Source organism: Arsukibacterium sp., assembly GCF_033721375.1.
GTDB lineage: Bacteria > Pseudomonadota > Gammaproteobacteria > Enterobacterales > Alteromonadaceae > Alishewanella.
In genome coordinates this window covers 17,937-41,910 of record NZ_JAWWAP010000001.1, presented here as the reverse complement: position 1 = coordinate 41,910, position 23,974 = coordinate 17,937, and the positions used below count along the sequence as shown (strand labels likewise).

Annotated in this window: 19 protein-coding genes; 10 read left to right on the top strand and 9 right to left on the bottom strand. The window is 50.6% G+C overall.

Going from position 1 to position 23,974, the window contains the following annotated elements; translation table 11 throughout:
• Positions 1 to 7: 7 nt before the first annotated feature.
• The 5 genes from R3187_RS00190 to R3187_RS00170 all read right to left on the bottom strand — a co-directional run bounded on the left by R3187_RS00190 (position 8) and on the right by R3187_RS00170 (position 5,232).
• A complete protein-coding gene (locus R3187_RS00190) occupies positions 8 to 682 on the bottom strand; it encodes an exonuclease domain-containing protein (RefSeq protein WP_318964683.1) in 675 nt (224 codons plus the stop codon).
• Positions 672 to 2,498, bottom strand: a complete 1,827-nt coding sequence (locus R3187_RS00185; protein WP_318964682.1) for a DUF294 nucleotidyltransferase-like domain-containing protein — start codon at positions 2,496 to 2,498, stop codon at positions 672 to 674. Before R3187_RS00185 ends, R3187_RS00190 begins: the two co-directional genes overlap by 11 nt.
• A 51-nt stretch (positions 2,499 to 2,549) precedes the next feature.
• Positions 2,550 to 3,077: a hypothetical protein gene (locus tag R3187_RS00180; RefSeq protein WP_318964681.1), complete on the bottom strand. Its 528-nt coding sequence runs from the start codon at positions 3,075 to 3,077 to the stop codon at positions 2,550 to 2,552.
• A 104-nt stretch (positions 3,078 to 3,181) separates the two neighbouring features.
• Positions 3,182 to 4,963, bottom strand: a complete 1,782-nt coding sequence (locus R3187_RS00175; RefSeq protein ID WP_318964680.1) for a sodium:solute symporter family protein — start codon at positions 4,961 to 4,963, stop codon at positions 3,182 to 3,184.
• A 5-nt stretch (positions 4,964 to 4,968) separates the two neighbouring features.
• Entirely contained in the window at positions 4,969 to 5,232 is a 264-nt protein-coding gene (locus R3187_RS00170; protein WP_318965232.1) for a DUF4212 domain-containing protein, read from the bottom strand.
• Between the two features lie 155 nt (positions 5,233 to 5,387).
• Here R3187_RS00170 and R3187_RS00165 point away from each other — a divergent pair, with 155 nt between their 5' ends.
• A complete protein-coding gene (locus R3187_RS00165) occupies positions 5,388 to 8,945 on the top strand; it encodes a sodium:solute symporter family transporter (RefSeq protein WP_318964679.1) in 3,558 nt (1,185 codons plus the stop codon).
• Positions 8,946 to 8,978: 33 nt separating this feature from the next.
• Here the strand turns inward: R3187_RS00165 and R3187_RS00160 are convergent, their stop codons facing one another.
• Both R3187_RS00160 and acs read right to left on the bottom strand, forming a co-directional pair.
• The gene (locus R3187_RS00160) at positions 8,979 to 9,653 is read right to left on the bottom strand and encodes a response regulator transcription factor (RefSeq protein ID WP_318964678.1); all 675 of its coding nucleotides are present in this window, start codon (positions 9,651 to 9,653) and stop codon (positions 8,979 to 8,981) included.
• A gap of 101 nt (positions 9,654 to 9,754) precedes the next feature.
• Positions 9,755 to 11,710, bottom strand: a complete 1,956-nt coding sequence (gene acs / locus R3187_RS00155; protein WP_318964677.1) for an acetate--CoA ligase — start codon at positions 11,708 to 11,710, stop codon at positions 9,755 to 9,757.
• A 231-nt stretch (positions 11,711 to 11,941) separates the two neighbouring features.
• On the opposite strand from acs, the gene R3187_RS00150 reads away from it, so the two are divergent.
• The gene (locus R3187_RS00150; RefSeq protein WP_318964676.1) at positions 11,942 to 13,105 is read left to right on the top strand and encodes a DcaP family trimeric outer membrane transporter; all 1,164 of its coding nucleotides are present in this window, start codon (positions 11,942 to 11,944) and stop codon (positions 13,103 to 13,105) included.
• A 105-nt stretch (positions 13,106 to 13,210) separates the two neighbouring features.
• Here R3187_RS00150 and rne read toward each other — a convergent pair whose 3' ends face one another.
• Positions 13,211 to 16,516: a ribonuclease E gene (rne, locus tag R3187_RS00145; RefSeq protein ID WP_318964675.1), complete on the bottom strand. Its 3,306-nt coding sequence runs from the start codon at positions 16,514 to 16,516 to the stop codon at positions 13,211 to 13,213.
• 485 nt (positions 16,517 to 17,001) lie between these two features.
• Here rne and rluC point away from each other — a divergent pair, with 485 nt between their 5' ends.
• Together rluC and R3187_RS00135 are read left to right on the top strand one after the other, a co-directional pair.
• Entirely contained in the window at positions 17,002 to 17,955 is a 954-nt protein-coding gene (gene rluC / locus R3187_RS00140) for a 23S rRNA pseudouridine(955/2504/2580) synthase RluC (RefSeq protein WP_318964674.1), read from the top strand.
• 70 nt (positions 17,956 to 18,025) lie between these two features.
• Positions 18,026 to 18,670, top strand: coding sequence for an HAD-IA family hydrolase (locus R3187_RS00135; protein ID WP_318964673.1), 645 nt, complete (start codon positions 18,026 to 18,028; stop codon positions 18,668 to 18,670).
• Between the two features lie 48 nt (positions 18,671 to 18,718).
• Here the strand turns inward: R3187_RS00135 and R3187_RS00130 are convergent, their stop codons facing one another.
• A complete protein-coding gene (locus tag R3187_RS00130; RefSeq protein ID WP_318964672.1) occupies positions 18,719 to 19,324 on the bottom strand; it encodes a Maf family protein in 606 nt (201 codons plus the stop codon).
• A 159-nt stretch (positions 19,325 to 19,483) separates the two neighbouring features.
• On the opposite strand from R3187_RS00130, the gene yceD reads away from it, so the two are divergent.
• Genes yceD through fabG form a run of 6 tightly spaced genes read left to right on the top strand, consistent with a single transcriptional unit; the run spans position 19,484 to position 23,936 of the window.
• Positions 19,484 to 20,011 carry a 23S rRNA accumulation protein YceD gene (gene yceD, locus R3187_RS00125; RefSeq protein WP_318964671.1) on the top strand — a complete coding sequence of 176 codons (528 nt, stop codon included), beginning with the start codon at positions 19,484 to 19,486 and terminating at the stop codon, positions 20,009 to 20,011.
• 14 nt (positions 20,012 to 20,025) lie between these two features.
• Positions 20,026 to 20,190: a 50S ribosomal protein L32 gene (gene rpmF / locus R3187_RS00120; protein ID WP_019675618.1), complete on the top strand. Its 165-nt coding sequence runs from the start codon at positions 20,026 to 20,028 to the stop codon at positions 20,188 to 20,190.
• A gap of 6 nt (positions 20,191 to 20,196) precedes the next feature.
• Positions 20,197 to 21,237 carry a phosphate acyltransferase PlsX gene (gene plsX, locus R3187_RS00115; protein ID WP_318964670.1) on the top strand — a complete coding sequence of 347 codons (1,041 nt, stop codon included), beginning with the start codon at positions 20,197 to 20,199 and terminating at the stop codon, positions 21,235 to 21,237.
• Positions 21,238 to 21,243: 6 nt separating this feature from the next.
• Positions 21,244 to 22,203 (top strand): beta-ketoacyl-ACP synthase III, encoded by a 960-nt coding sequence (locus R3187_RS00110; RefSeq protein WP_318964669.1) that lies wholly within the window; start codon positions 21,244 to 21,246, stop codon positions 22,201 to 22,203.
• 42 nt (positions 22,204 to 22,245) lie between these two features.
• Positions 22,246 to 23,193 (top strand): ACP S-malonyltransferase, encoded by a 948-nt coding sequence (gene fabD, locus R3187_RS00105; protein ID WP_318964668.1) that lies wholly within the window; start codon positions 22,246 to 22,248, stop codon positions 23,191 to 23,193.
• Positions 23,190 to 23,936, top strand: a complete 747-nt coding sequence (fabG, locus tag R3187_RS00100) for a 3-oxoacyl-ACP reductase FabG (protein ID WP_318964667.1) — start codon at positions 23,190 to 23,192, stop codon at positions 23,934 to 23,936. The genes fabD and fabG overlap by 4 nt, the downstream gene beginning before the upstream one ends.
• The last annotated feature ends 38 nt before the right edge of the window (positions 23,937 to 23,974 follow it).

The window sequence follows — 23,974 nt, the reverse complement described above, 5'->3', positions numbered from 1 at the left end:
GCGCGGTTTAGCGGCTTTGCAACTGCAGGTCGGCGAGGGTAATCTCAGGATGGCTGTGTTTCAGCTGGCTTAACAGCAGTAAAGCGCAACTGTAAGCATCGGCCAGCGCATGGTGCTGGCCGCTTTGTGGTAATTTATGCCGCTGCAGACATTGGTGCAGTCGCAGTGCATCTTTTTTCATTACCACGCCCTGCTTTTGCATCCGGTACAGCTCGATATTCAGGGTGTCAATAAAACTGAATTTCGCAGTTTTGCCGAAAATACGCTGACTGGCAACGGCTAAAAAGCGGTTATCGAGCTGGCAGTGATGGGCAACAAAAATATAGCCGGCATAACGTTGCATTAATTCTGTTAATACCTCAGCCAAATCCTGCGCCTGGTCAAAGTCTTTATCATGCAGGCCATGAAACGTCGCGCTCTGACCCACACTGACCGGGCTTTGTACCAGGTAATGTCTGGCTTCATTTAACACAATTTCATGCTGACGTACCGGCAGCCAGCCCAGACTGACAATATGGTCCTGTCTGGCATTTAAACCGGTCAGCTCCAGGTCAATCACCAGAAAAGGGCAGTCGCTGGCCCGGACCGATCCCGCCGGTAGCGGTGTCTGATTAAATGCCTGTACAACATGGCTCAGTGGGGTGGTTTTATCGGATAGCCAGGCGAGCATGTTATAAGTCACGGCAAAACCGCTGCTTTAATGAAGACTGGGCATCATTAATCACCGTCAGACTGTCTTTAAGCTGATGCCGCTGCAAACCCGATAGCACATTGGGATCCAGCAAGTTGGTCACATCATGCCCCTGAATAAGGTCATGCTGATGTTTGTCCCAGCGCAACTGCGCCAGGACATCGAATGCGTCAGATAAGTTCTGGGTATCTTTGCTGTCCATCACGCCGCTATTACCAAGTTGCACCAGACGCTGGCGGGTATTAATGTCACTGATGCCGGCTGACAGTGCATAAACCCGGACAATATCGGTAATTAAACTGATGCCGCGCTTTTTTAAATCCAGGCCTTTTTTCTGTTTACCATCATGTTCCAGGATAAAATTACGCAAAAAGCTGAGTGGGGCGCTGCGCTGCAATGCGGTTTGCGCCAGATGGTACAGGAACAGGGCATTATCCCGGGTTCGGGCCAGAATATCCTGTTGCAACGCATTGAATAAGCCTTTACTGCCTTCAATCAGCCGCAAGTCGAAAAAAATACTGGCTTTGAGTAAGGCATCGGGAGTAGGGCTGTTCACCCACTTGCCAAATTGGCCAGACCAACCTTTTAAGCTTAAGCGCAGCGCCGGGTTGGATGCCATGATATTGCCCGGACACAACGTGATGCCGCAGCGGGCTAAGCCCTGACAGACAAAATCAGCCAGAGCGGCAAAGTAATCGGCTATTCTGCCGGTTGGTTCTTTTTCAAGCAGCAATGCATTGTCCTGATCAGCGTTCAGGCTCTGATCCATCCGGCCTTGTGAGCCAAACGCCAGCCAGCTGAAAACACAGGGCGCGGGCCCCAGTTCCAGCAGAGCTAAGGCAATTAAGCGCTGAGTCAGCGCATCGGTAATTGTCGTGATAATGTGGCCGGCTTCATGCGCTGGCACCTGCTGCTTGCCCAGGGTCAGTGCCAGACTGCTGATCTGGCCGGCACAGTGTTCCAGGCCATCAATGCTGGTCTGACGATGAATTTCACCAATCAGATAAACCGGATGATCTTGCTGGGCGCGAATGATATCGGTGGCCGTGATCATAGAATAGCTTTGATGTTTGTCCAGTACCGGTAAGTGGTGAATATTGTGCCGGCTCATCAGTTGCACGGCTTCGAACAAATAAGCATGTTTGTCGATAGTATGGGGCTTGGCCGTCATTACCTGCTTGACCGGAGTTTGCGCCGCCAGACCTGCGGCCAGTACTCTGCTGCGCAGGTCGCGGTCGGTGATAATTCCAATCAGCTGCTGTTGTTGCTCTACCAGCAGCGATGACACCCTTTTCTCAGTCATTAAGCTGGCAGCCTGTTGCACGCTTTGGTCGCCATCAATGGCTATTTTACGGGCCTGGACGATATCGCTGATTTTAAGGGTAAAGCGCGAGTTTTGTTGCTGAGCTTTATACTGGTGTAAGCGACGGCTGAATAAACGCTGAAAAAAAATGTCGATATTTTTATATTGGTAGCGTAACTGATGAAAAGCATCGGCGTTTAACCAGTACACCAGACCGTCTTCCTCACACACCAGATTATCGTTGTCACTAAGCCCGGTTAATAATAATTGATAGCCGTAAAAATCACTTTGCTCCAGTTTAGTCAGCAAGGTTTGCTGATCGCTGTACAGCGCAAAAATTCCGGTACGGACAATCATCAACCGCTCTGAATGCGGTTGCACCGTTTCGCCTTGCTGACAGTAGTAAACACTGATGTGGCTAGCCAGGTTGGCCAGCTGAGCATGATCAAGCTGGTCGAAGGGGGTGGTGCCAGCTAAAAATGTAGTAACCTCAGCGACTTCCATATAATCTCAACCCCTTTATCTGGTGATGCACCTGATTATTTACCTTATCTCTCACACGGCCTGACGCTGACACAACGCCAGCAGTAACGGGTCATTTTCAGCCAGTTTATGCCAGTCAGCGCTGACAGCTTCACCCGGTGCCGGAATTTGCAACTGTTCGGTAAAATCAGTGCGGGCCTGCTGCTGGCAATGTACCACCTGAGGTACCCGTTTGGCCGCTAACCGCCGTTCAAAAAAGTACAGATCAACCAGCCAGACTGCATTGTTGCGCTGGTTGGGCGCGGCATTAGCGACATCTGCGGCAATAAAGCGTAATGTCTGCGGATAAATATAGCTCCACGGCCGCCAGACTGCCTGCTGCTCTATGGCACGAACCACCACAACGCCCTCGGGTAATCGGCTTGCCTGATGCTGATACCAGCTGTATTCACTTTGTACCTGAAAGCCTAGCATGCCGAGTCCGGCAAATGCAGGGATTAACCAGCGTGGCGCTTTCTTCCTGCTGATAAAACGGATGGCCAGGGCGATCCCTGCGGCCCCCAGGCCGGCAAACACGGTGGCAATTAATTCCCACAACATAAGGGTGTCCTGTTTATTTATGTTTTCTAAAAAGGCGGGCTTTCAAATGAAAGCCCGCTGCTATTTCAACTGCTATGGCAACTTAATGCTGCTGCCACTATAGCTTAGTGATCAACTGCCTGGCCAGCACCCCTTGGGAAGCGGACGCTTTCAACCAGTTCCTGGATCCGCACCGGTGGTGGCGCAGTCAGGCTTGACACCGTAAAGGCAACAGCAAAGTTAATCATCGCGCCAACTGCACCGAAAGACAGTGGTGAAATGCCGTAGCCTGTACCTCCAAACAACCAGTTTTGTGGAATATTTTCAAAGGTTGCGGTGCCTGGGATAAAGAACCAGCCCAGATACAGGAAGATGTAGACACAAGTTGATAGTAGACCCGCCAGCATACCGCTGATAGCACCAACGCTATTAACCCGTTTGGAGAAGATACCCATCATCAACGCCGGGAAAATAGAGGCAGCAGCTATACCAAAAGCCAGCGCCACGGTTTGGGCAGCGAAGCCAGGCGGGTTCATACCAAGCCAGGTGGCGACGACGATAGCGACTCCCATCGAAATACGGGCTGCCAGCAACTCACCTTTCTCACTGATATCCGGTTTAAGTGAGCCTTTGATTAAATCATGACTGATCGCAGAGGATATCGCCAGCAGCAACCCGGCCGCTGTTGATAACGCTGCTGCCAGACCACCGGCCGCAATTAAACCAATAACCCAGCCTGGTAAGTTGGCAATTTCAGGGTTAGCTAGTACCAGAATATCGTTATTTACTGTCAGTTCATTACCATCCCAGCCCCGTTCGGCTGCAGTAGCAGCGAATGCCGGCGTATCATTGTAAAGCTGGATACGACCATCATTGTTTTTATCATCAAACTTAATTAAACCGGTGGTTTCCCAGGTTTTCATCCAGTCTGGCCGTTCGGCATACTCAATGGCTTGTGCGGTAGGGCCTGCCGGATAAATCGTATTCAGCAGGTTTAAACGGGCCATTGAAGCAACAGCCGGTGCAGTCAGGTATAGCAGGGCAATAAACACCAGTGCCCAGCCTGCAGACCAGCGCGCATCGGCAACTTTAGGCACCGTGAAAAACCGGATAATAACGTGCGGTAAACCGGCAGTACCTATCATCAGCGATAAGGTAAACAGCACCATATTCAGTTTGTTGTCGACATCAGCAGTGTAGTCACGAAACCCGAGTTCACTGACAACCTGATCCAGTTTAGCCAGTAATGGCATGCCAGACTCAGTGTGTTCGGCGAACAATCCCAGTGGTGGCAAAAAGGTATCGGTCAGTTGTAAGGAAATAAATACTGCCGGAATGGTGTAGGCGATTATCAGTACCACATACTGCGCGACCTGAGTATAAGTAATGCCTTTCATTCCACCCATAACCGCGTACAGGAACACAATAACGGCAGCAATCATCAGCCCCCAGTCACTGCTGACCTCCAGAAAACGGGAAAACGCCACGCCGGCGCCGGTCATCTGGCCGATTACATAGGTAACAGAGGCAATGATCAGACAAGCTACGGCAACCAGCCGGGCGCCGGTGCTGTAAAAACGGTCGCCGATAAAATCAGGCACGGTAAATTTACCGAACTTACGCAGGTAAGGTGCCAGTAACATCGCCAGCAGCACATAGCCACCGGTCCAACCCATTAAGAAGGTTGAATTAGCATAACCGCCAGCGGCAATTAAGCCGGCCATTGAAATAAATGACGCCGCTGACATCCAGTCTGCGGCTGTGGCCATACCATTCATTACCGGGTTTACCCCGCCGCCAGCGACATAAAACTCTTTAGTGGTGCCAGCCCGGGCCCAGATTGCGATTGCGATATAGAGGGCGAAGGAGCCGCCAACAAATATCAGGTTTATTGCGAATTGACTCATCCTGCTTACTCCTCGTCCACACCGAATTCCTTATCGAGTTTGTTCATTCTCCAGGCATAGAAGAAGATCAAAGCGATAAAGGTTAGAATTGAACCCTGTTGCGCAAACCAGAAACCCAGGTCTGTGCCTCCTACCGGAATGCCTGCCAGCCAAGGCCGCAGCAATATGCCAAAGCCATAGGACACCAGCGCCCATATCACCAGGCTGCCGATGATCAAGCGAAGGTTCGCTTGCCAGTAGGCCTTGGCGTTATTTGTATGGTTCGCCATCATATTTCTCCTTTAGTTATTTTTATCGAGCCTTGTTAATCTAGCAGCAGTTACCCGGTGCGCCAGCCCGACTTTAGTCGAAGCCCCGTGACCAGAGATTGACAGTGGTGAGCTGGCAGCTCAAAGTATTGCTATACAGACAGCAGGAGAAAGCAGTGACGGCATGGACTGTCGCCTTATTGGCGCTGATTTACGTTGGGGGGTTATTCTGGATTGCCAACTGGGGCGAGCGGCATGCCGACGACCGTTTGATACGAAAGTATGGTGGGCTGATCTATAGCCTGGCCCTGGCAGTCTATTGTACCTCCTGGACTTACTATGGCGCAGTCGGCACGGCTGTGACCCGCGGCTGGGACTATATTCCTATTTATCTGGGGCCGGTGTTACTGTTTATCTTTGGCCAGCCATTTTTATTTAAGCTGCTGTATGTATCTAAAAAACAAAACGTTACCTCGATAGCTGACTTTATCTCTGCCCGTTATGGTAAGCGCAAGAATATTGCCATGCTGTCGGCGATTATCTGTCTTATTGTGGTGGTGCCTTATATTTCACTGCAGTTAAAAGCCGTTGCCAGCTCTTATCAGGTGCTGCTGGGCGGCGATTTCTCTGATATTGCCGGCAGCTGGTATCAGGACAGTGCGTTACTCAGTGCGATTGCCATGGCTTTTTTTGCCATTTTATTCGGCACCCGTAAGCTGCATTTAACTGAACAAAACCGTGGCGTTATGGTGGCGATAGCGTTTGAATCTGTGGTTAAGCTATTTGCTTTGCTGACGCTGGCGATAGCGGTATATGTTTTTATTCTGGATAAAGAGCAGAATGTGCTGCAGGCCTTTGCTGCGCATGCCAGCAGTCAGCAGGCCAGCTACGGTACCTCTGGCATCGTCGAATTTATTACCAAAACCCTGTTGGCAATGGCTGCCGTGTTTTTACTTCCCCGCCAGTTTCATGTCGCCTTTGTTGAAAACGTTTCCCACCATCATTTGCGCCACGCCAGACGTTGGTTTTCCGGCTATCTGCTACTGGTCACTTTGGTGGTGGTGCCGCTTGCCGTCGCAGGCATGCAGATGTTTCCGGCAATGCTGGCGCAGGCAGACAGCTTTGTATTGTTAATTCCGTCGCAGTCTGGCTGGGATAGCCTAAGTGTGCTGGTATTTATTGGTGGTTTCTCTGCCGCCACCTCGATGATTATTATTGCTACTCTGGCGTTAAGTACCATGATCAGTAACGACGTGGTAATGCCCAGTTTACTGCAATCTAATCGCCGCAAAGGTATGCCGCACGATTACAGTTTACTGATCCTGCTGGTACGCCGGGCCATGATAATGCTGGTGATGGGGCTGTCTTATTTTTACTATCAGATTTTTGCCCGCAATTATGAGCTGGCTGAAACCGGCTTGCTGGCCTTTGCACTGGCCATTCAGCTGGCCCCGGCCGTGCTGGGCGGTTTGTACTGGCGACGGGGTAATGCCTGGGGCGTATACACCGGCTTAAGCCTGGGCCTGGTGCTATGGTTTTATACCCTGATGTTACCGCAACTGGTAAATGCCGGGGTTATAAACAGCGACATTATGCAGCAGGGCTTGCTGGGGATGGACTGGCTGTCACCTACCGGCATGTTTGCGATTGAGCTGGACAGTTTAACGCATGGTGTTCTGCTCTCACTTGGCTTTAATATTCTGGCCTATATCTGCGTTTCTTTGTTCACTAATGGTAATTTGCAGGACCGCTTGCAAGCCGTGGCGTTTGTTAAACCCAATCTGCCAATTGACCATCAGGATACCCCGGCCAGGCGGATCCGTATTCATAATGCAGATTTAAAAATTTTGCTGGAGCGCTTTGTCGGCAGCAGCCGGGCAATTGAATGTCTGGCAGAGTTTGGCCGCAAACAAAAGCTCAGCCTGCAGCTGGATGACCTGCCAACAGTCGGCCTGGTCGAGCATGTTGAACGCGAGTTAGCCGGGGTTATCGGCGCGTCTTCTGCATCGGCCATGGTCAATGCGGTGCTGGAGGGCCGGCAACTGGGTTTTGAAGATGTGGTCACGTTGTTTGATGATACGACGCAGGCCATTCAGTTCTCCCGCAAAATACTATTTTCAACCCTGGAGCACCTGAGTCAGGGCGTCAGCGTAGTCGACAGGGAGCTGAAACTGGTTGCCTGGAATAAAGCTTATCTGGAGATGTTCGGTTACCCGGAGGGCATGGTGCGGGTCGGCCGGCCCGTTGCGGATATTGTTCGGCTTAATGCAGAACGTGGCCTTTGCGGGCCGGGCGATCCGGACGAGCATGTGGAAAAGCGAATAGCCCATATGCAAAAAGGCACCGCCCATGTGTTTCAACGGGTCCGGCCCGATGGCCGGGTTATTGAAATGCGCGGCAATCCTATTCCGGGGGGCGGCTTTGTGACCAGTTTTACCGATATTTCTGAGCATGTAGAATCGGTACAGGCGCTGGCAGAAGCGAAGCAGCATCTGGAAGAACGGGTGCAGGAGCGGACCCAGACTATCTCGGATATAAACCATGAATTGCTGGCAGAAGTTGGCCGGCGCCGGGCGACCGAGCAGCAACTGCTGCAGGCAAAAGCAGAAGCTGAAGCGGCCAATGCTTCTAAAACCCGCTTTCTGGCTCTGGCCAGCCATGATATTTTGCAGCCATTAAATGCTGCCAGGTTGTTTACTGCTGCGCTTGGCGGTGCTTTTGAAAAGCAACAGCAACAGGCTATTCTGAGCCAGCTTGATAATTCGTTAAAAGCCTCAGAGGAGCTGATTTCAACCCTGCTGGAAATTGCCAAACTGGATGATGGTAAGTTGCAACCCGATGTGCAGCCGGTGGCGCTGCAAGAGCTGCTGTCACAACTGACAGAAGAATACCGGCTTATCGCCAGTCAGAAAGGTTTGCAATTAACGGTGCGGCTGGCCGAATACCATGTCCTGACTGACTCGACTTATTTGCGGCGAATTTTGCAAAACCTGTTGTCCAACGCGATTAAATACACTACTAAAGGCCGGATTTTACTGGGGTGCAGAAAACACCAGGATACGGTGACCATACAGGTATGGGATACCGGGCCTGGCATTTCGCCTTATGATGTCGAGCGGATCTTCGAAGATTTTTACCGGATAGATGCCACCGCTAAAGGTCAGCAGGGGGTAGGCCTGGGGTTGGGGGTGGTACACCGGATGGCAAAATTACTTAATCATCCGTTACAGGTTCGCTCCTGGCCTGGTAAAGGTACACTGTTCAGTATCAGTTTGCCGCTTGCGGCAAAGCCTGCGCGGACGCTGCTACCGCTACCCGGCCAGCAGCTGCAGCGACCATTGCCGGGACTAAAAGTAGTATGTATTGATGATGATGCCGCCAACCTTGCTGCATTAAAGGTGTTACTGGAGCAGTGGCAAATTTCTGAAGTAAGTTGTTTTTATGACGAACAGGAGCTGCTGGCTTACGCCCAAAGTGCCCCCGCGCCTGATGTCATGTTAATTGACTATCAGTTAGGGCAGCAGAGCAATGGTCTGGATTTATATCAGCAGATAAAACCGTTGTGGGGAGATGTTGGTGGGATCCTGGTGTCGGCGTCGCCACAGGCTGACTTAGCGGCGAGGGCTAAGGCAGCGGGGCTAATGTATCTGGCTAAGCCCATTAAACCCGGTGCGCTTCGCGCCAGCCTGAATCATTTTAAAATGCTTAAACGCACTAAGCAGCTGCCGGAATGAGTTGAGCAGCTTGCTGCTCACTCTGCTGCGAGCCTAATGTTGCTGCGCCATTGCTCTGTTTACCGGGGGCTCCAGGGTCAGACGCTGGGCCTGAATAACCACCTGGGTACGGTTAGTGCAACCCAGCTTTCGGAAAATCGCGGTAATATGGGCTTTAACGGTTGCCTCTGAAATATGTAAATCGTAGGCGATTTGTTTATTCAGCCAGCCTTCGGTCAAATAATACAGTACTTTGTATTGCTGCTGAGTAAGCTGAGCCACTTTGGCGGCTAAATCTAAATCCTCACCAGCCCCTTGCTCCTGAAAGACTGCTTTTTGCAAGGTAGCGGGTACCCAGAGTTCACCTGCCAGTACTGCATTTAGCGCGGTACTGATATCCAGTGGATTCGCTGATTTAGGAATGTAAGCTGAGGCACCAAAAGCAATGACCCTGCGGATCACATCCAGCTCTTCACTGGCAGAGATTACCACTATCGGCAGACTGGGGTAATTTTTTCGTAACTGAATTAAGCCCAGAAAGCCACAGTTGCCCGGCATATGTAAATCAAGTAACAATAGATCGGTGTCCGGGTGTTGTTCCAATGCAGTACAGGTGGTATCAAAACTGTCGGTTTCAATAGTCGCCTTAGTGACAAAGGTACTGCTTATCGCATTAATCAGTGCATTGCGAAACAACGGATGGTCGTCAGCAACGATAAGCTTTGCCATATAAATCCTCCGGTAAGGTCCAGAATTGTAATTATTATAAAGGCCGCAATAGCGGCCTTTTTGCTGCAACTGGAACAACGTAAGCTTACGCTGTTTTTGCCTTACTTACGATTTAAACGGTTATTTACTAAAATTTCAACTACTGATGGATCGGCCAGGGTAGAAATATCACCTAACTGATCGTGCTCATTAGCGGCAATTTTACGCAGGATACGCCGCATTATTTTACCGGAGCGGGTTTTTGGCAGACCCGCCGGTGCCCATTGTACTAAATCCGGAGTGGCAATCGGTGAAATTTCCTCGCGTACCCAGGCCCGGATAGCTTTGGTCAGTTCATCACTGGGTTCCACACCGACCCGGGGCGTGACATAAACATAGATACCCTGACCTTTAATATCGTGCGGATAACCCACCACCGCCGCTTCGGCTATCGCATCGTGGGCCACCAGACAACTTTCAATTTCTGCAGTACCCAGCCGGTGGCCGGAAATATTCAGTACATCGTCTACCCGACCGGTCAGCCAGTAGTAGCCGTCTTCATCGCGTCTGGCGCCATCACCGGTAAAATACATACCGGCATAGGTACTGAAGTAGGTTTGTTCAAACCTGTCATGGTCCCCATACAGGGTGCGCATCTGACCTGGCCAGCTATCGAGGATCACCAGATTACCGGCGGCAACGCCTTCCAGTTGCTGACCTTCATTATCAACAATTGCGGGCTTAACGCCGAAAAACGGCCGGGTGGCCGACCCCGGTTTTAATGCAGTGGCACCGGGGAGTGGCGTGATTAAAATACCGCCAGTCTCGGTTTGCCACCAGGTGTCGACAATAGGGCACTGGCTGCTGCCGACTTTTTCGTAATACCAGTTCCAGGCTTCGGGGTTAATTGGCTCGCCAACGCTGCCGAGTATTTTCAGTGAACTTAAGTCAGCTCCTTCAACCGGGCTGTCACCATGGGCCATCAGAGCGCGGATGGCAGTAGGGGCGGTGTACAGAATATTCACTTTATACTTATCAACAATCTGGGCAATACGTTTTACGCTGGGATAGGTTGGTACGCCTTCAAACATCACGCTGCTGGCACCATTGGCTAACGGGCCATAAATAATATAACTGTGGCCGGTTACCCAGCCGACGTCAGCGGCACACCAGTAGATATCACCATCGTGATAATCAAATACATACTGATGAGTCATCGCAGCGTATACCAGATAACCCCCGGTGGTGTGTAATACGCCTTTAGGTTTACCGGTCGAGCCTGAGGTATACAGAATAAACAACGGGTCCTCGGCATTCATCGGTTCGGGATCACAGATCTTACTCTGGCTGGAAACCAGCTCGTGGTACCAGACATCCCGGCTGGGATGAAAATCGATGTTTTTGCCGACATGTTTAACAACGATAACATTTTGTACCGGGCTGCTATCGCCAAGGTGGCCCAGCGCGGCATCGGTATTGTCTTTTAAATGAGTTGCTCTGTTACCGCGCAGCGCCTGATCTGAGGTGATCACTAATTTTGAATCACAGTCGACAATTCTGTTGCCAAGGGCATCAGGCGAAAAGCCGGCAAATACTACCGAGTGCACGGCGCCAATCCGGGCACAAGCGAGCAGGGCAACCGCCGCTTCCGGGATCATTGGCAGATATATCGTTACCCGATCGCCTTTCTTAATGCCGAGCGATTTCATGCCGTTGGCCAGTGCACACACCTGATCATACAGTTGCTGATAGGTCACTGTTTTCTGCACGCCGGGCTCATCACCTTCCCAGTAAAACGCCACCTGATTGGCGCGACTGGCCAGGTGACGATCCAGACAGTTGTAACTGGCATTTAGCGTACCATCACTGTACCAGTTCACTCTAACGTTACCTAATTCAAAGCTGGTGTCTTTAATCTTGCTGTACGGCGTGATCCAATCAAGACGTTTGCCCTGTTCAGCCCAGAACTGTTCAGGCTGTTCAACTGACTGGCGGTACATCTGCTGATAAATGTCATCTGTTATATGTGTTCTGGCTCTGGCCGTCTCACTTACCGGATAAAGGCTTGGATGTGACATAGTTTCCCCTGTGGATCTGCAGTATTAATATCATTATTTAGAGTTGGTTACTTTCTAACGAATTGAGGCTGAAAATGAAATTAGACCATAGTCTAGCCAAGCTTTAGCCATAGTGCTAACTGCGACTAAAGGCTAATTGCGAACTTTAAGACTGTCACCCAAAGTTGTACCGTCAAAATCCAGATAACGCAAACCAGATGTTATTAAAATAATAAAGATGGAGAATTTCAGATGAGACAGAGACAGACCCTAAGCGCCCTGACGGCAGCGATCGCGCTGGCGTTATCTGCCGGCAGCGTCCAGGCCAACGGCTTTAACATTGGTGACACTGATGTGACCTTCGGTGGCTACGTTAAACTTGATGCAATGTATACCGATAGCTCTGATGGCCAGATAGCTACCGGTATTGGCAGAGATTTTTATATTCCGAGCCTGACACCGGTTGGCGGCGCCGATGAAGGGGGAACCTTTGATTTTCACGCCCGTCAGTCGCGCTTCTTCTTCAAAACCACCACCCAACTTGAAAATGGCAAGACCCTCGGTGGCCATATCGAACTGGATTTTTTAGCCACAGCTGGTGGCGATGAACGGATTACTAACAGCTATTCGCCGCGGTTACGCCACGCCTTTATTACTTACGATGGCTGGTTGTTTGGCCAGACCTGGTCAACCTTTATGGATTTGAGTGCACTGCCGGATACCCTGGATTTTATCGGTAATACCGATGCTATGCCATTCGCCCGCCAGGCTCAGATTCGTTACACCAGCGGGAATTTTCAGGTGGCAATAGAGAATCCGGAAACCACAGTTACACCTTTTGGCGGTGGTGGCCGGATCACAACCGACGATAATGCGACACCCGATTTGGTGTTTAAATATGGTCAGAAGACCGGGTGGGGTAACTGGTCAGTGTCGGCGCTGGTGCGTCAGCTTGCTTATGAAACAGGCTCGATTGATACCACCACGTCAGCGTTTGGTTTAAGTGCTACGGCAAAAATAATGTTAGCTGACAACAATGACATCAGGATCACTGCCACTACAGGCTCCGGCGTTGGCCGTTATATTGGTTTGAACACGGCAAACGGTGCTGTGCTCGATGCTAATAATGAGCTGGACGCTATCGACTCTACTGCGTTTGCTATTGCCTACCGGCATAACTGGAACAGCCAGTGGCGCAGTAATCTGGTTTATTCAATGTTAAGCGTTGACAATGATCTTGCTTTAACCGGTGCCGGTGTTACCAAAACCACCAGTAGCTGGACCACCAACCTGATCTATCAGGCAGCAAAAAAACTGATGTTTGGCGTTGAATATAAACTGGCTAACCGCGAAGCAGAGTCGGGCCTGGATGGCGATATGCATCGCTTACAGTTCAGTGCCAAATACGATTTTTAAATAAAAAAAACCAGCGGTTAAGCTGGTTTTTTATTATCCGGATTTTTATATGCCGGACCTTTGTAAATTGATGTACAGAACAGCCCCCGCTTACGGGGGCTTATTTTATTCTGCTTTTTCTGGCTTGGTCATTGGCGCACTGGCAGCTTGTCTGGCAAACGCCGAGCCGGCAGGCCGGTTTGAGCTGCTGACAGCTGGGCGCTCCGCAGCAGATGCCGCAACCGATTCACTGGCTTTGACAGGCTCAGCTGTGGCAGCTTCAGGTTTCGCCATATCTGCTACTACCATGTTGCCAAACCGACTGCCTGCTTTTGCTGGCGCAGTGGCTTTGTCTGGAGCCGCTTTTGCTTGTGGCTGTTGCTCGACACTCTGTTTAACTGCCGGTTCAGCTTTCTGTGCAACAGGCTGCTCAGCTTTTTTTGCCACTGGCTGTTCTGCTTTTTGCTCAACTGGCTGCGCAACAGGTTGTTCAGCTGGCGGGGTGGCTTTTACCCCTTCTGCTGGTGCCAGGTTAAGCTCTGACTGCTCAGGTGCCTTGCTCGCTGCTTTTGCTACTGGTGCTGCTTCAGTTGACTCTGCTTTAGCGGTGGTAGCTGTTTCTGCAGTTTTGCGTTTACCGCGCGGCCGGCCAGGTTTGGCTCTGGGCTTGCTGGTCGTCGGCGTATTGTCGCTGCTTTTCGCATCGGCAGTCGCTGCATCCTCAGTTTGCTCAGCTGAGTCAGTTACCCCGGCAGCAACTTGCGGCTCTGCTGTTGTCGCTTGCGCAGTAACCTCAGGCTTAACGCTGGCTGCCTGTTCCGCTTTTTCAGCAGCCGGCTCAGCATCCTGATCAGCTGTAACAGCTTGGCCGGCGTTATCAGCAGTTGCTGCTTCAGCGGCACCATCCTGCTGATCTTTTTTACGCTTCTGACCGGCGGCCCGTAAATGACGCGGAGAGCGACGATTACGGCTACGTGGTTCAGCTGTTTCTTCCTCATCCTGACTTTCAGTTTTGTCCGCTGCCGTGGGTTCAGCAGCAGTTTCAGTTACCTTCTGCTCACTGTCGACGTCACTTGCTGGCGCTGTTGCCTGCACGTCTTGCGCCGGAGTGGCTTCAGCTACCGGTGTTTCTGTAACTGGTGTATCTGCAACCGCGGTCGCCGACTCATCTGTCAACGGTGTCACTGCTGCACCAAGCATTTTTTCTTCAGACTGCGCGGCCAGGATCTCCTGTTCAACTGCCGGAGCCGATTGCGCGGCGGCGGTGGTAGTTGAATTATCTGCAGGCTGAGTCAGGCGCACTGATTTGCGCATATTGCGACGCTGACGCCGCTCTGCTGCAACACTGCGCTCTTTTGGCTCATCGGCCGCTTCAGCCGCAGGGGCGTCGATTGCCCGCTCAGTCTGTGGTTTGCGACTGTCCTGCTGGCGGTTACGATCCTGCGCCGGACGAGGAGCACGTTCCTGCTTCGCCGGTGCGGCTGCAGTACTACTGACGCTTTCATCTTTCTCCGGAGCACGATCGGCCTGGTCCGGACGACGGCGCTTATTATTGCGACGGCGATTACTATCGCTCTTACCGTCTGGCCGGCTACTGTCGCGATTGCCATCACGACTTGTATCACGACTGCCATCGCGAGAGCCCCGGCTGCCATCCCGGTTAGTTCTGTTTTCTTCCTTTTTCGCCGTATGTTGCGGGGTTGATGTTTTGCTATGCTCAGTTTTCGGTTCGCTGCCGGTGATTAACCCTTTAAACCATTTACTCAGTTTGCTGAACAGATCAGGTTGTGCGGCCGGTGCAGCTGCGCCAGCTGCAGGAGCAGAGCGGGCAGGGGCAGACTGGGCAATATTGATCGCCGATACGGCTGGTTTTTCCTTAACCACTTCCACACTTGGCTGATAAGGCTTACTGATTACTTCCGGCGCTTTCACCATGTTGTAGCTGACGTCATCCAGTTCTTCATCAATCCGGATCCGGGATACTTCATAGTTAGGTGTTTCCAGATGTTCATTGGGAATAATGAAAATCTGAATGCCGTTGCGTTTTTCAATCCGACGGACTGATTCACGCTTTTCATTCATCAGGTAGGTTGCGACAGAAACCGGGACCTGCGCATGGATCTGGCTGGTGTTATCTTTAATGGCTTCTTCTTCGATTAAGCGCAGAATAGATAATGCTGAGCTTTCGGTACCCCGGATGGTGCCGCGGCCATGACAGCGCGGACAGACATGGCCGGCAGATTCACCCAACGACGGCCGTAAACGCTGGCGAGACATTTCCAGCAAACCAAAACGGGATATCCGGCCAATTTGCACCCGGGCCCGGTCGTGTTTAACCGCATCTTTTAAACGGTTTTCTACTTCCCGCTGATGCCGGACTGGTGTCATATCAATAAAGTCGATAACAATTAAGCCGCCGAGGTCGCGTAACCGCAGCTGGCGGGCAATTTCATCAGCCGCTTCCAGGTTAGTGTTAAAGGCTGTTTCTTCAATGTCACCACCTTTGGTGGCTTTTGATGAGTTAATATCAATTGCAGTAAGGGCTTCTGTACCATCGATAACAATAGAGCCGCCTGATGGTAAACGCACTTCACGACGGAACGCCGTTTCAATCTGAGTTTCAATCTGATAATGCATAAACAGCGGCACTTCGCCGTCATACATTTTTACCCGATGGGCAAAATCGGGGCGGAATTGTTGAATATAAACCTTGGCTTCTTCGAAGATTTTCGGGTTATCAATCAGAATCTCGCCAACGTCGCGACGCAGGTAATCGCGGATCGCGCGAAACACCACATTACTTTCCTGATGGATTAAAAACGGTGATGGCCGTTTCGCTGCTTCTTCAGTAATAGCTGACCAATGCTTAAGCAGGGCTTTTAAATCGTAATCCAGCTCTTCATACGATTTACCAACACCAGCAGTACGGACAATCAGTCCCATACCATCCGGCATAGCTAACTGACCCAGTGAGTCTTTCAGATCCTGGCGCTCATCGCCCTCTATCCGGCGGGAAATACCACCAGCCCGCGGGTTGTTCGGCATTAACACCAGGTATGACCCCGCCAGGCTGATAAAGGTCGTTAACGCTGCGCCTTTCTGGCCACGTTCTTCTTTATCAATCTGAATAATTACTTCCTGACCTTCTTTAACCACCTCTTTAATATTCGGGCGGCCATCAAAGCTATAACCTTTAGGGAAATATTCGCGGGAAATTTCTTTCAGTGGTAAGAAACCATGACGGTCGGCGCCATAGTCAACAAAAGCGGCTTCCAGGCTGGGCTCAACCCGGGTGATTTTGCCTTTGTAAATATTTGCTTTTTTCTGTTCATGACCCGGGCTTTCTATGTCCAGATCGTATAGTTTTTGGCCATCGACCAAAGCAACGCGGATTTCTTCTTCCTGCGTGGCATTAATTAGCATTCTTTTCATTGTTGGGTGACTCATTTATGCAGCCACAACGCAACCTTGCCGGGCACCTGGGGTGTTCAGATGTTATCAGGCATCATTTAATGCAATCTCCCGACTGGGATACCTGAGGGAACCAAATTGTCACTATTTACAGTATAGTTATCTGTTTTCGTTTGAATCTGAAACACACCGCCGTTTGGCGTTGCGTTATAGCAAATTATTCTTGTTGCTCAGGTTACCGGAAACTGTGTTTTGCCGATGTTGGTAACAGATTACGCAGCATTACCTCAGGCAAATGGCGTTATTTAAACGCCGGGGCTATAAAAAACGTTGGTTTTCACCACGATTTCGGTATGATCACATCCCCTGACGGTGCCGCACATTTTCTCTTATGTCACCTTGAGCGCCCTAATTGCCACATTTTGGCATAATTAGCCGGGAGATTATCCCACTAATGTGCATCGGATAGCAACTTAAAAGTAATTTTAGCAGAGTATTTAAAGCACATGACGGATGAAATCAAATTACCGATACAAATGATTGAAATCGAAGACGATTTTATCGGTCAGCGAATAGACAATTTTTTACTTGCACGGCTGCGGGGTGTGCCAAAAAGTGTTATTTACCGGGTTTTACGAAAAGGTGAGGTGCGAGTTAATAAAAAGCGGGTCAAACCTGAGTATAAGCTGCAGCACGCAGATATCGTCCGGGTGCCGCCATTAACCGTTGCCGCTGAGCCGGACCGGGTCTCAGTAAAATTAAGCCTGGTCAGCGAGCTGGAAAGCCATATTCTGTTTGAGGATAATGACCTGATTGTGCTGAATAAACCGTCCGGCATGGCGGTGCATGGTGGCAGCGGCCTGCAATTCGGGGTTATTGAAGCAATGCGGGCATTGCGGCCACAGGCAAAAATGTTAGAGCTGGTACACCGGCTGGACCGCGATACCTCCGGCTGTTTGCTTATCGCCAAGAAACGCTCGGTGCTGACCCATTTACATGCGCAGCTGCGGGACAAGACCGTTGAGAAAAAATACTGGGCACTGGTTAGCGGCGACTGGGACAATAAAGTGCGCAAGGTAACTGACGCGCTGCGTAAAAACACCCTGCAATCGGGTGAGCGGGTGGTAAAGGTTGACGAAGTGAATGGTAAGCCTTCCGAAACCCGCTTTCGGATCCTGCAGCGTTATCAGCAGGGCACCCTGGTAGAAGCCTTTCCGGTTACCGGTCGTACGCACCAGATCCGGGTGCATACCGCCTGCAAAGGTCATCCTATTGCCTGTGATGATAAATATGGTGATAACGACTTTAGTGGCCAGATGAACCAAATCGGTTTAAACCGGCTGTTCCTGCACGCAAAAAGTCTGAGTTTTGTTCACCCAGGCAGCCAGACCACGATGCGGATTGATGCGCCGCTTGACGCGCAGCTGGAAAGCGCCCTGACAAAATTAACGAGAAAGTAGTTTGGAAGATAAAAGTAGTTTGGAAGATAAAAGTAGTTTTATTAACAAAAATAGCTTGGATAAAAGTAGTATGGCAGAGGTTAAACTGGTTATTTTCGACTGGGACGGTACGGTCATGGACTCCATCGGCCGGATTGTGTCATCGATGCAGGCTGCCGCCGGCTTAACCGGTCTGGTGGTGCCAAGCAGTTATGCGGTGAAGCAGATTATCGGCTTAAGTCTGGACCCGGCATTTGCAGTTTTGTTTCCGGAGACCGACCAGGCGCAGCGTACTCAGCTATTTGAACATTATCGCGATCACTACACTATTTATGACACCACCCCGACGCCGCTGTTTAACGGCGCTGAGCAGGTACTGAAAAATCTGGCCGAGCAAAATATTCTGTTAGCAGTTGCGACCGGCAAAGCCAGAAAGGGCCTGGATAGGATGTTTGCTGAAACCGGGCTTGGCCACTATTTTGTTACCAGCCGTTGTGCGGACGAGGCACAGTCGAAACCGCATCCGGATATGTTGCTGCAAATTAGCAAACAGCTGGGCGTCAGCCCGGCCAACGCAATAATGGTAGGCGATACCAGCCATGATATGAAAATGGCGCAGGCAATTGAGATGCCGCGGGTTGGGGTGACGCATGGGGTGCATGGTGCTGAGGTGCTAAGTCAGTTTCAGCCAAAAGCGATTATTGACGACCTGCCGGCCCTGCTACCGCACATTTGATATCAGCTGAACAGCTAGCTAACAATGGTTTATGCAGGCCTGGCGCGCTCAGCTGCCGGCCGTTAACAGATCAACCCCTTCATTGCGCAGTAAGTGCAAGAGTCTTATCAGCGGCAAACCAATCAGGCTGTTCGGATCGTCGCCACGCATGGCGCTGAACAGGCTGATCCCCAGACCTTCGCTTTTAAAGCTGCCGGCACAATCGAGCGGTTGCTCGCGCAGCACATAGGCCGTAATTTCAGCGTCAGTCAGTACCCTGAAACTGACAGTGTACGGCTCAACAACTTGCTGGCAATGGCCGCTCGCGGCGTTAAGCAGCGCCAGGCCAGTTAAAAAGGTAACACTGTGACCACTGAACTGACGCAGCTGGGCCATGGCGTTTTCATTGGTATGCGGCTTACCAATAATCTGACCGTTAAACACTGCCACCTGATCAGCACCAATAACCAGCCCCTCATCCAGGGTTGCCGCAACTGCCTGCGCTTTTGCGCGGGCTAACCGGCGCACCAGGGCTGTTGCGTCCTCGTCTGGCAGCGGTGTTTCATCTGTTTCTGGCTTCACGGCAGTAAAGTGCGGCGTAAGCTTCGCCAGCAATTGCTGGCGGTATGCTGAGGTGGAGGCAAGATAAAGTGGCGGCAGGGCAGAAGAAGACATATTAACCTCGGAAAAGTTCGTTAAAGACTATTATGACAAGGCCTTTACTATTAAATAAAGCATGCTGTAAAGCATAGCGGTAGCGCTGTTAATAAAAAGCTTAAAAAACTGCCTGAACCCTTTGACAGCAGGGGTTGGGTTCTATATGATGCGCGCCTTATGCAAAAAGTGAAAATACCTGTTACGCTGGACCCGGTTAAAGCTGCTCAAAAGCGGTCGATTTTTGACGGCATAGTGCCGTTGCAAACGTTAACCCGGTTAACTGAAAGCCTGGTTGAAAAACAAGGTGAAGTAGCAGTACGAATTGAATGCGGTACCGACGAGCAAGGTCTTGCAGTGTTAAACGGCGAGGCAGATTGTCAGGTAACCGTAAGTTGTGAACGTTGCGGTGAGCCGATGAAACTGGCGTTAGACAGCAAATTTGTCTATACCCCGGTAAAAGGCGATGATGACCCCGCGCTGGCATTAGTGCCGGAACGGTACGATGTGATCGAACGCGACGAGCATGGCGAAATAAATTTACGGCAGTTGGTTGAGGATGAACTTATTCTGGCATTACCGCTGTTTCCGATGCATGATGCAGCAGATTGCAAAATCAGCGCTGATGCGATGAGCTTCGGAGACATAGGGCCAGAACCAGAAAAACCAAACCCCTTTGCCATACTGCAAGAACTGAAAAAAAAGTGATTTAGGAGAAAGAAATGGCTGTTCAGCAAAACAAAAAATCTCGTGCACGTCGTGACATGCGCCGTTCTCACGATGCGTTAACTGGCCCTACGCTGTCAGTTGACTCAACTACTGGTGAAACGCACCGTCGTCACCACATTACTGCCGATGGTTTCTATAAAGGCCGTAAAGTAAAGTAAGCCTGGATGCACCTGGTGCAGCCAATCAATATTAAGCTTGCTTTAGATATGATGGGGGGCGACCATGGCCCCCTTACTACTATTCCTGCCGCCCTGGCAGCGATAGCTGAGTTCCCCCGCTTAAACCTGGTGTTGTGTGGCGACATTGATATGTTGCAGCAGCAGTTACGTTTTTATAATAGTTTTCCTCATCCTCAACTTAGCCTGGTTGCCAGCGATAATGACGTTGGTATGGCTGATAAACCCTCGGTTGCGCTGCGCAATAAACGTGAATCATCAATGCGCCGCGCCCTTGATTTAGTCGAGCAGCAGCAGGTGCAGGCCTGTGTCAGCGCCGGCAATACCGGCGCTTTAATTGCCATGGCCCATTATGTGCTGAAAATGCTCAATGGCGTTGAGCGACCTGCTCTGGTCAGTGGCCTGCCCAGTTGCAAAGGCAACCCGGTGTATATGCTTGACCTTGGCGCGACGGTAAATTGTGATGCCGATACCTTATTTCAGTTTGCGGTAATGGGCTCTGTTATGGCTGAAGAGGTGGTGGGTATCCGCTATCCGAAAGTCGCGTTGCTGAATATGGGCGAGGAAGAGATAAAGGGCTCAGATCAGATTAAGCGGGCGTCGCAATTACTGACCAGTTGCAATGAGATTAATTACATCGGTTATATTGAAGGCGATGATATTTTTTCCGGCAAAGCTGATGTGATTGTTTGTGATGGCTTTGTCGGCAACGTGGCGCTGAAAACCTGCGAAGGGGTTGCTAAGCTTATTTTGCGTCGGTTTGAAACCAGTTTAGGGCAAAAAGTCAGTGCCCGTTTATTTGGCTGGTTACTGAAACCTTTTATAAAAAGTCTTTATCAGGGGGTGAACCCCGACCACTATAACGGCGCAAGTCTGATAGGATTGCGCGGAATTGTAGTGAAAAGTCACGGAAATGCGACCAAAGACGCATTTTTAAGTGCCATCCGACAAGCAGTGCGCGAGGTGGAACGCCAGGTGCCTGCCAAAATTAAAGATCGGCTGGAACACGTATTAATAGATAAAGCATAGGTTCGCATGTACTCACGCATTATTGGTACCGGGAGTTACTTCCCGTCGCAAGTTCGCACCAACTCTGATCTGGAAACCATGGTCGAAACCACCGACGAATGGATTATTGAGCGAACCGGCATTAAAGAGCGGCGAATTATCGGCGCTGACGAAACAGTAGCGACCATGGGTGCCCAGGCCGCATTAAAAGCCATAGAAGCAGCAGGGGTAGATAAAGACAGTATCGATATGATTATCTGCGCTACCACCAGTGCTGCACGGGCATTACCCAGCGCTGCTTGCGAAATTCAACGTGAACTGGCTATCCCTGCTATCCCTGCTTTTGATATTGCCGCCGCCTGTGCCGGTTTTTGTTACGGCTTAAGTGTCGCAGATCAGTATATTAAAACCGGTATTGCCAAACGTATCCTGGTGATTGGCTCAGATTGTCTGTCGCAATTAGTCAGTCCGGAAGACCGCTCAATGGTTATTCTATTTGGCGATGCGGCTGGTGCGGTGCTCCTGGAGGCCTCAGAGCAGCCGGGTATCTTATCGACTCATATTCATGCTGACGGTAAATATTCAGAATTGTTATACGTTGATAACCCTATCCGCGGTGATGAAAGTTCTGTTCATAATTCCTGGGGCAGTATGAAAGGTAATGACGTATTTAAAGTAGCGGTTACCAAATTGTCGCAAGTGGTTGAGCAAACGCTCAGTGCTAATAATATGGATAAGTCACAAATTGACTGGCTGGTGCCGCATCAGGCTAATTTACGCATTATTGCCGCGGTTGCCCGGAAACTGGATATGTCGATGGACCAGGTGGTAATAAACCTTGACCGCTATGGTAATACCTCGGCGGCGACAGTGCCAACTGCACTGGATGAAGCTATCCGGGATGGCCGGATCAAGCGCGGTCAGACCTTGTTACTGGAAGCCTTTGGCGGTGGTTTTGCCTGGGCTTCTGCGTTAGTCCGTTATTAATTTTTTAGATTTTCAGTATTGGTTAAAAGTGCAGGACTAAAAATGACTCAGAAACTTGCCATTGTTTTTCCCGGTCAGGGCTCACAAAGTGTTGGTATGCTAAGCGATTTATATCAGCATGACATTGTTAAAAACACCTTTGCCGAGGCCTCGGCTGCGCTCGGTTACGATTTATGGGCATTGGTAGCCAACGGTCCGGAAGCCGATTTAAATGAAACGCAGCGCACCCAGCCGGCGTTATTAACGGCCTCAGTCGCAGTCTGGCGGTTATGGCAACAACAAGACGGTGCAGCACCGGCTTATCTGGCCGGCCATTCACTGGGCGAATATTCAGCGCTGGTATGTGCTGGCGTGTTAAGCCTGGGGGCGGCAGTAAAACTGGTTGAGCAACGTGGTAATTATATGCAGCAGGCGGTACCGGCGGGTGCCGGCGGTATGTCGGCGATTATTGGTCTGGATGATGCAGCCATTGCCAAAGCCTGTGCTGAGGCCGCCGAGGGTGAAGTGGTCGCACCGGTAAATTATAATTCGCCCGGCCAGGTGGTCATCGCAGGGCATAAGGCGGCAGTTGAGCGCGCGGGTGAGCTTTGTAAAGCGGCCGGTGCTAAACGTGCTTTGCCTTTGCCGGTCAGTGTGCCGTCACATTGTGCGCTGATGCGCCCGGCCGCAGAGCAGCTGGCTGCCGATTTAGCGGCGCTGAGCTTTAATACCCCGCAATTACCGGTAATAAACAACGTTGATGTCAGTATTGCCATTGACAGCGCTGCAGTAAAAGATGCGCTGGTTCGCCAGTTATACAGCCCGGTGCGCTGGACTGAAACCATTGAATGGCTGGCAGCGAATGGGGTTACTGATGTCATAGAATTAGGCGCCGGCAAAGTGCTCAGTGGCCTGATTAAACGTATCGATAAAAATTTAACCAGTAGTTCAGTTAATGATCAGGCCTCGTTAGAAGCTGCATTAACCCAGCTAACACAGGAAAAACAATGACACATTTACTCTCATTAGAAGGCAAAGTTGCCCTGGTTACCGGTGCCAGTCGTGGTATTGGCCGTGCTATTGCCGAACAATTGGCGGCTCAGGGAGCAAAAGTAATTGGTACCGCGACCACTGAGAAAGGTGCCGCGGCTATTTCTGCTTATCTGGCAGATAGCGGCAAAGGCCTGTTACTGAACGTGACGGATGCTGAGTCAATTGAACAATGTTTAACAGAAATCAAAAACCAGTTTGGCGAAATTGATATTTTGATTAATAATGCTGGTATTACCCGCGACAATTTACTGATGCGGATGAAAGATGACGAATGGTTTGACATTATTCAGACCAACCTGACATCGGTATTCCGCTTAAGTAAAGCGGTGTTGCGTAGCATGATGAAAAAACGTTATGGTCGCATTGTGACGATTGGCTCGGTGGTTGGCTCTATGGGTAATGCCGGGCAAACCAATTATGCAGCGGCGAAAGCCGGCGTGCTGGGTTTTACCAAGTCACTGGCCCGCGAAGTCGCATCACGCGGTATTACGGTTAATGCCGTAGCGCCGGGTTTTATTGATACAGATATGACCAAAGAGCTGTCTGACGAACAAAAAGAGGCAATATTTTCTCAGGTACCGGCTAACCGTCTGGGCCAGCCAGAAGAAATTGCTGCGACAGTCGCTTTTTTAGTGTCGGCACCGGCAGCTTATATTACCGGTGAAACAATTCACGTTAACGGCGGGATGTATATGCTGTAAGCAGAGCAGGTTTGACCAGCAAAAAATGCTGGTAAGCA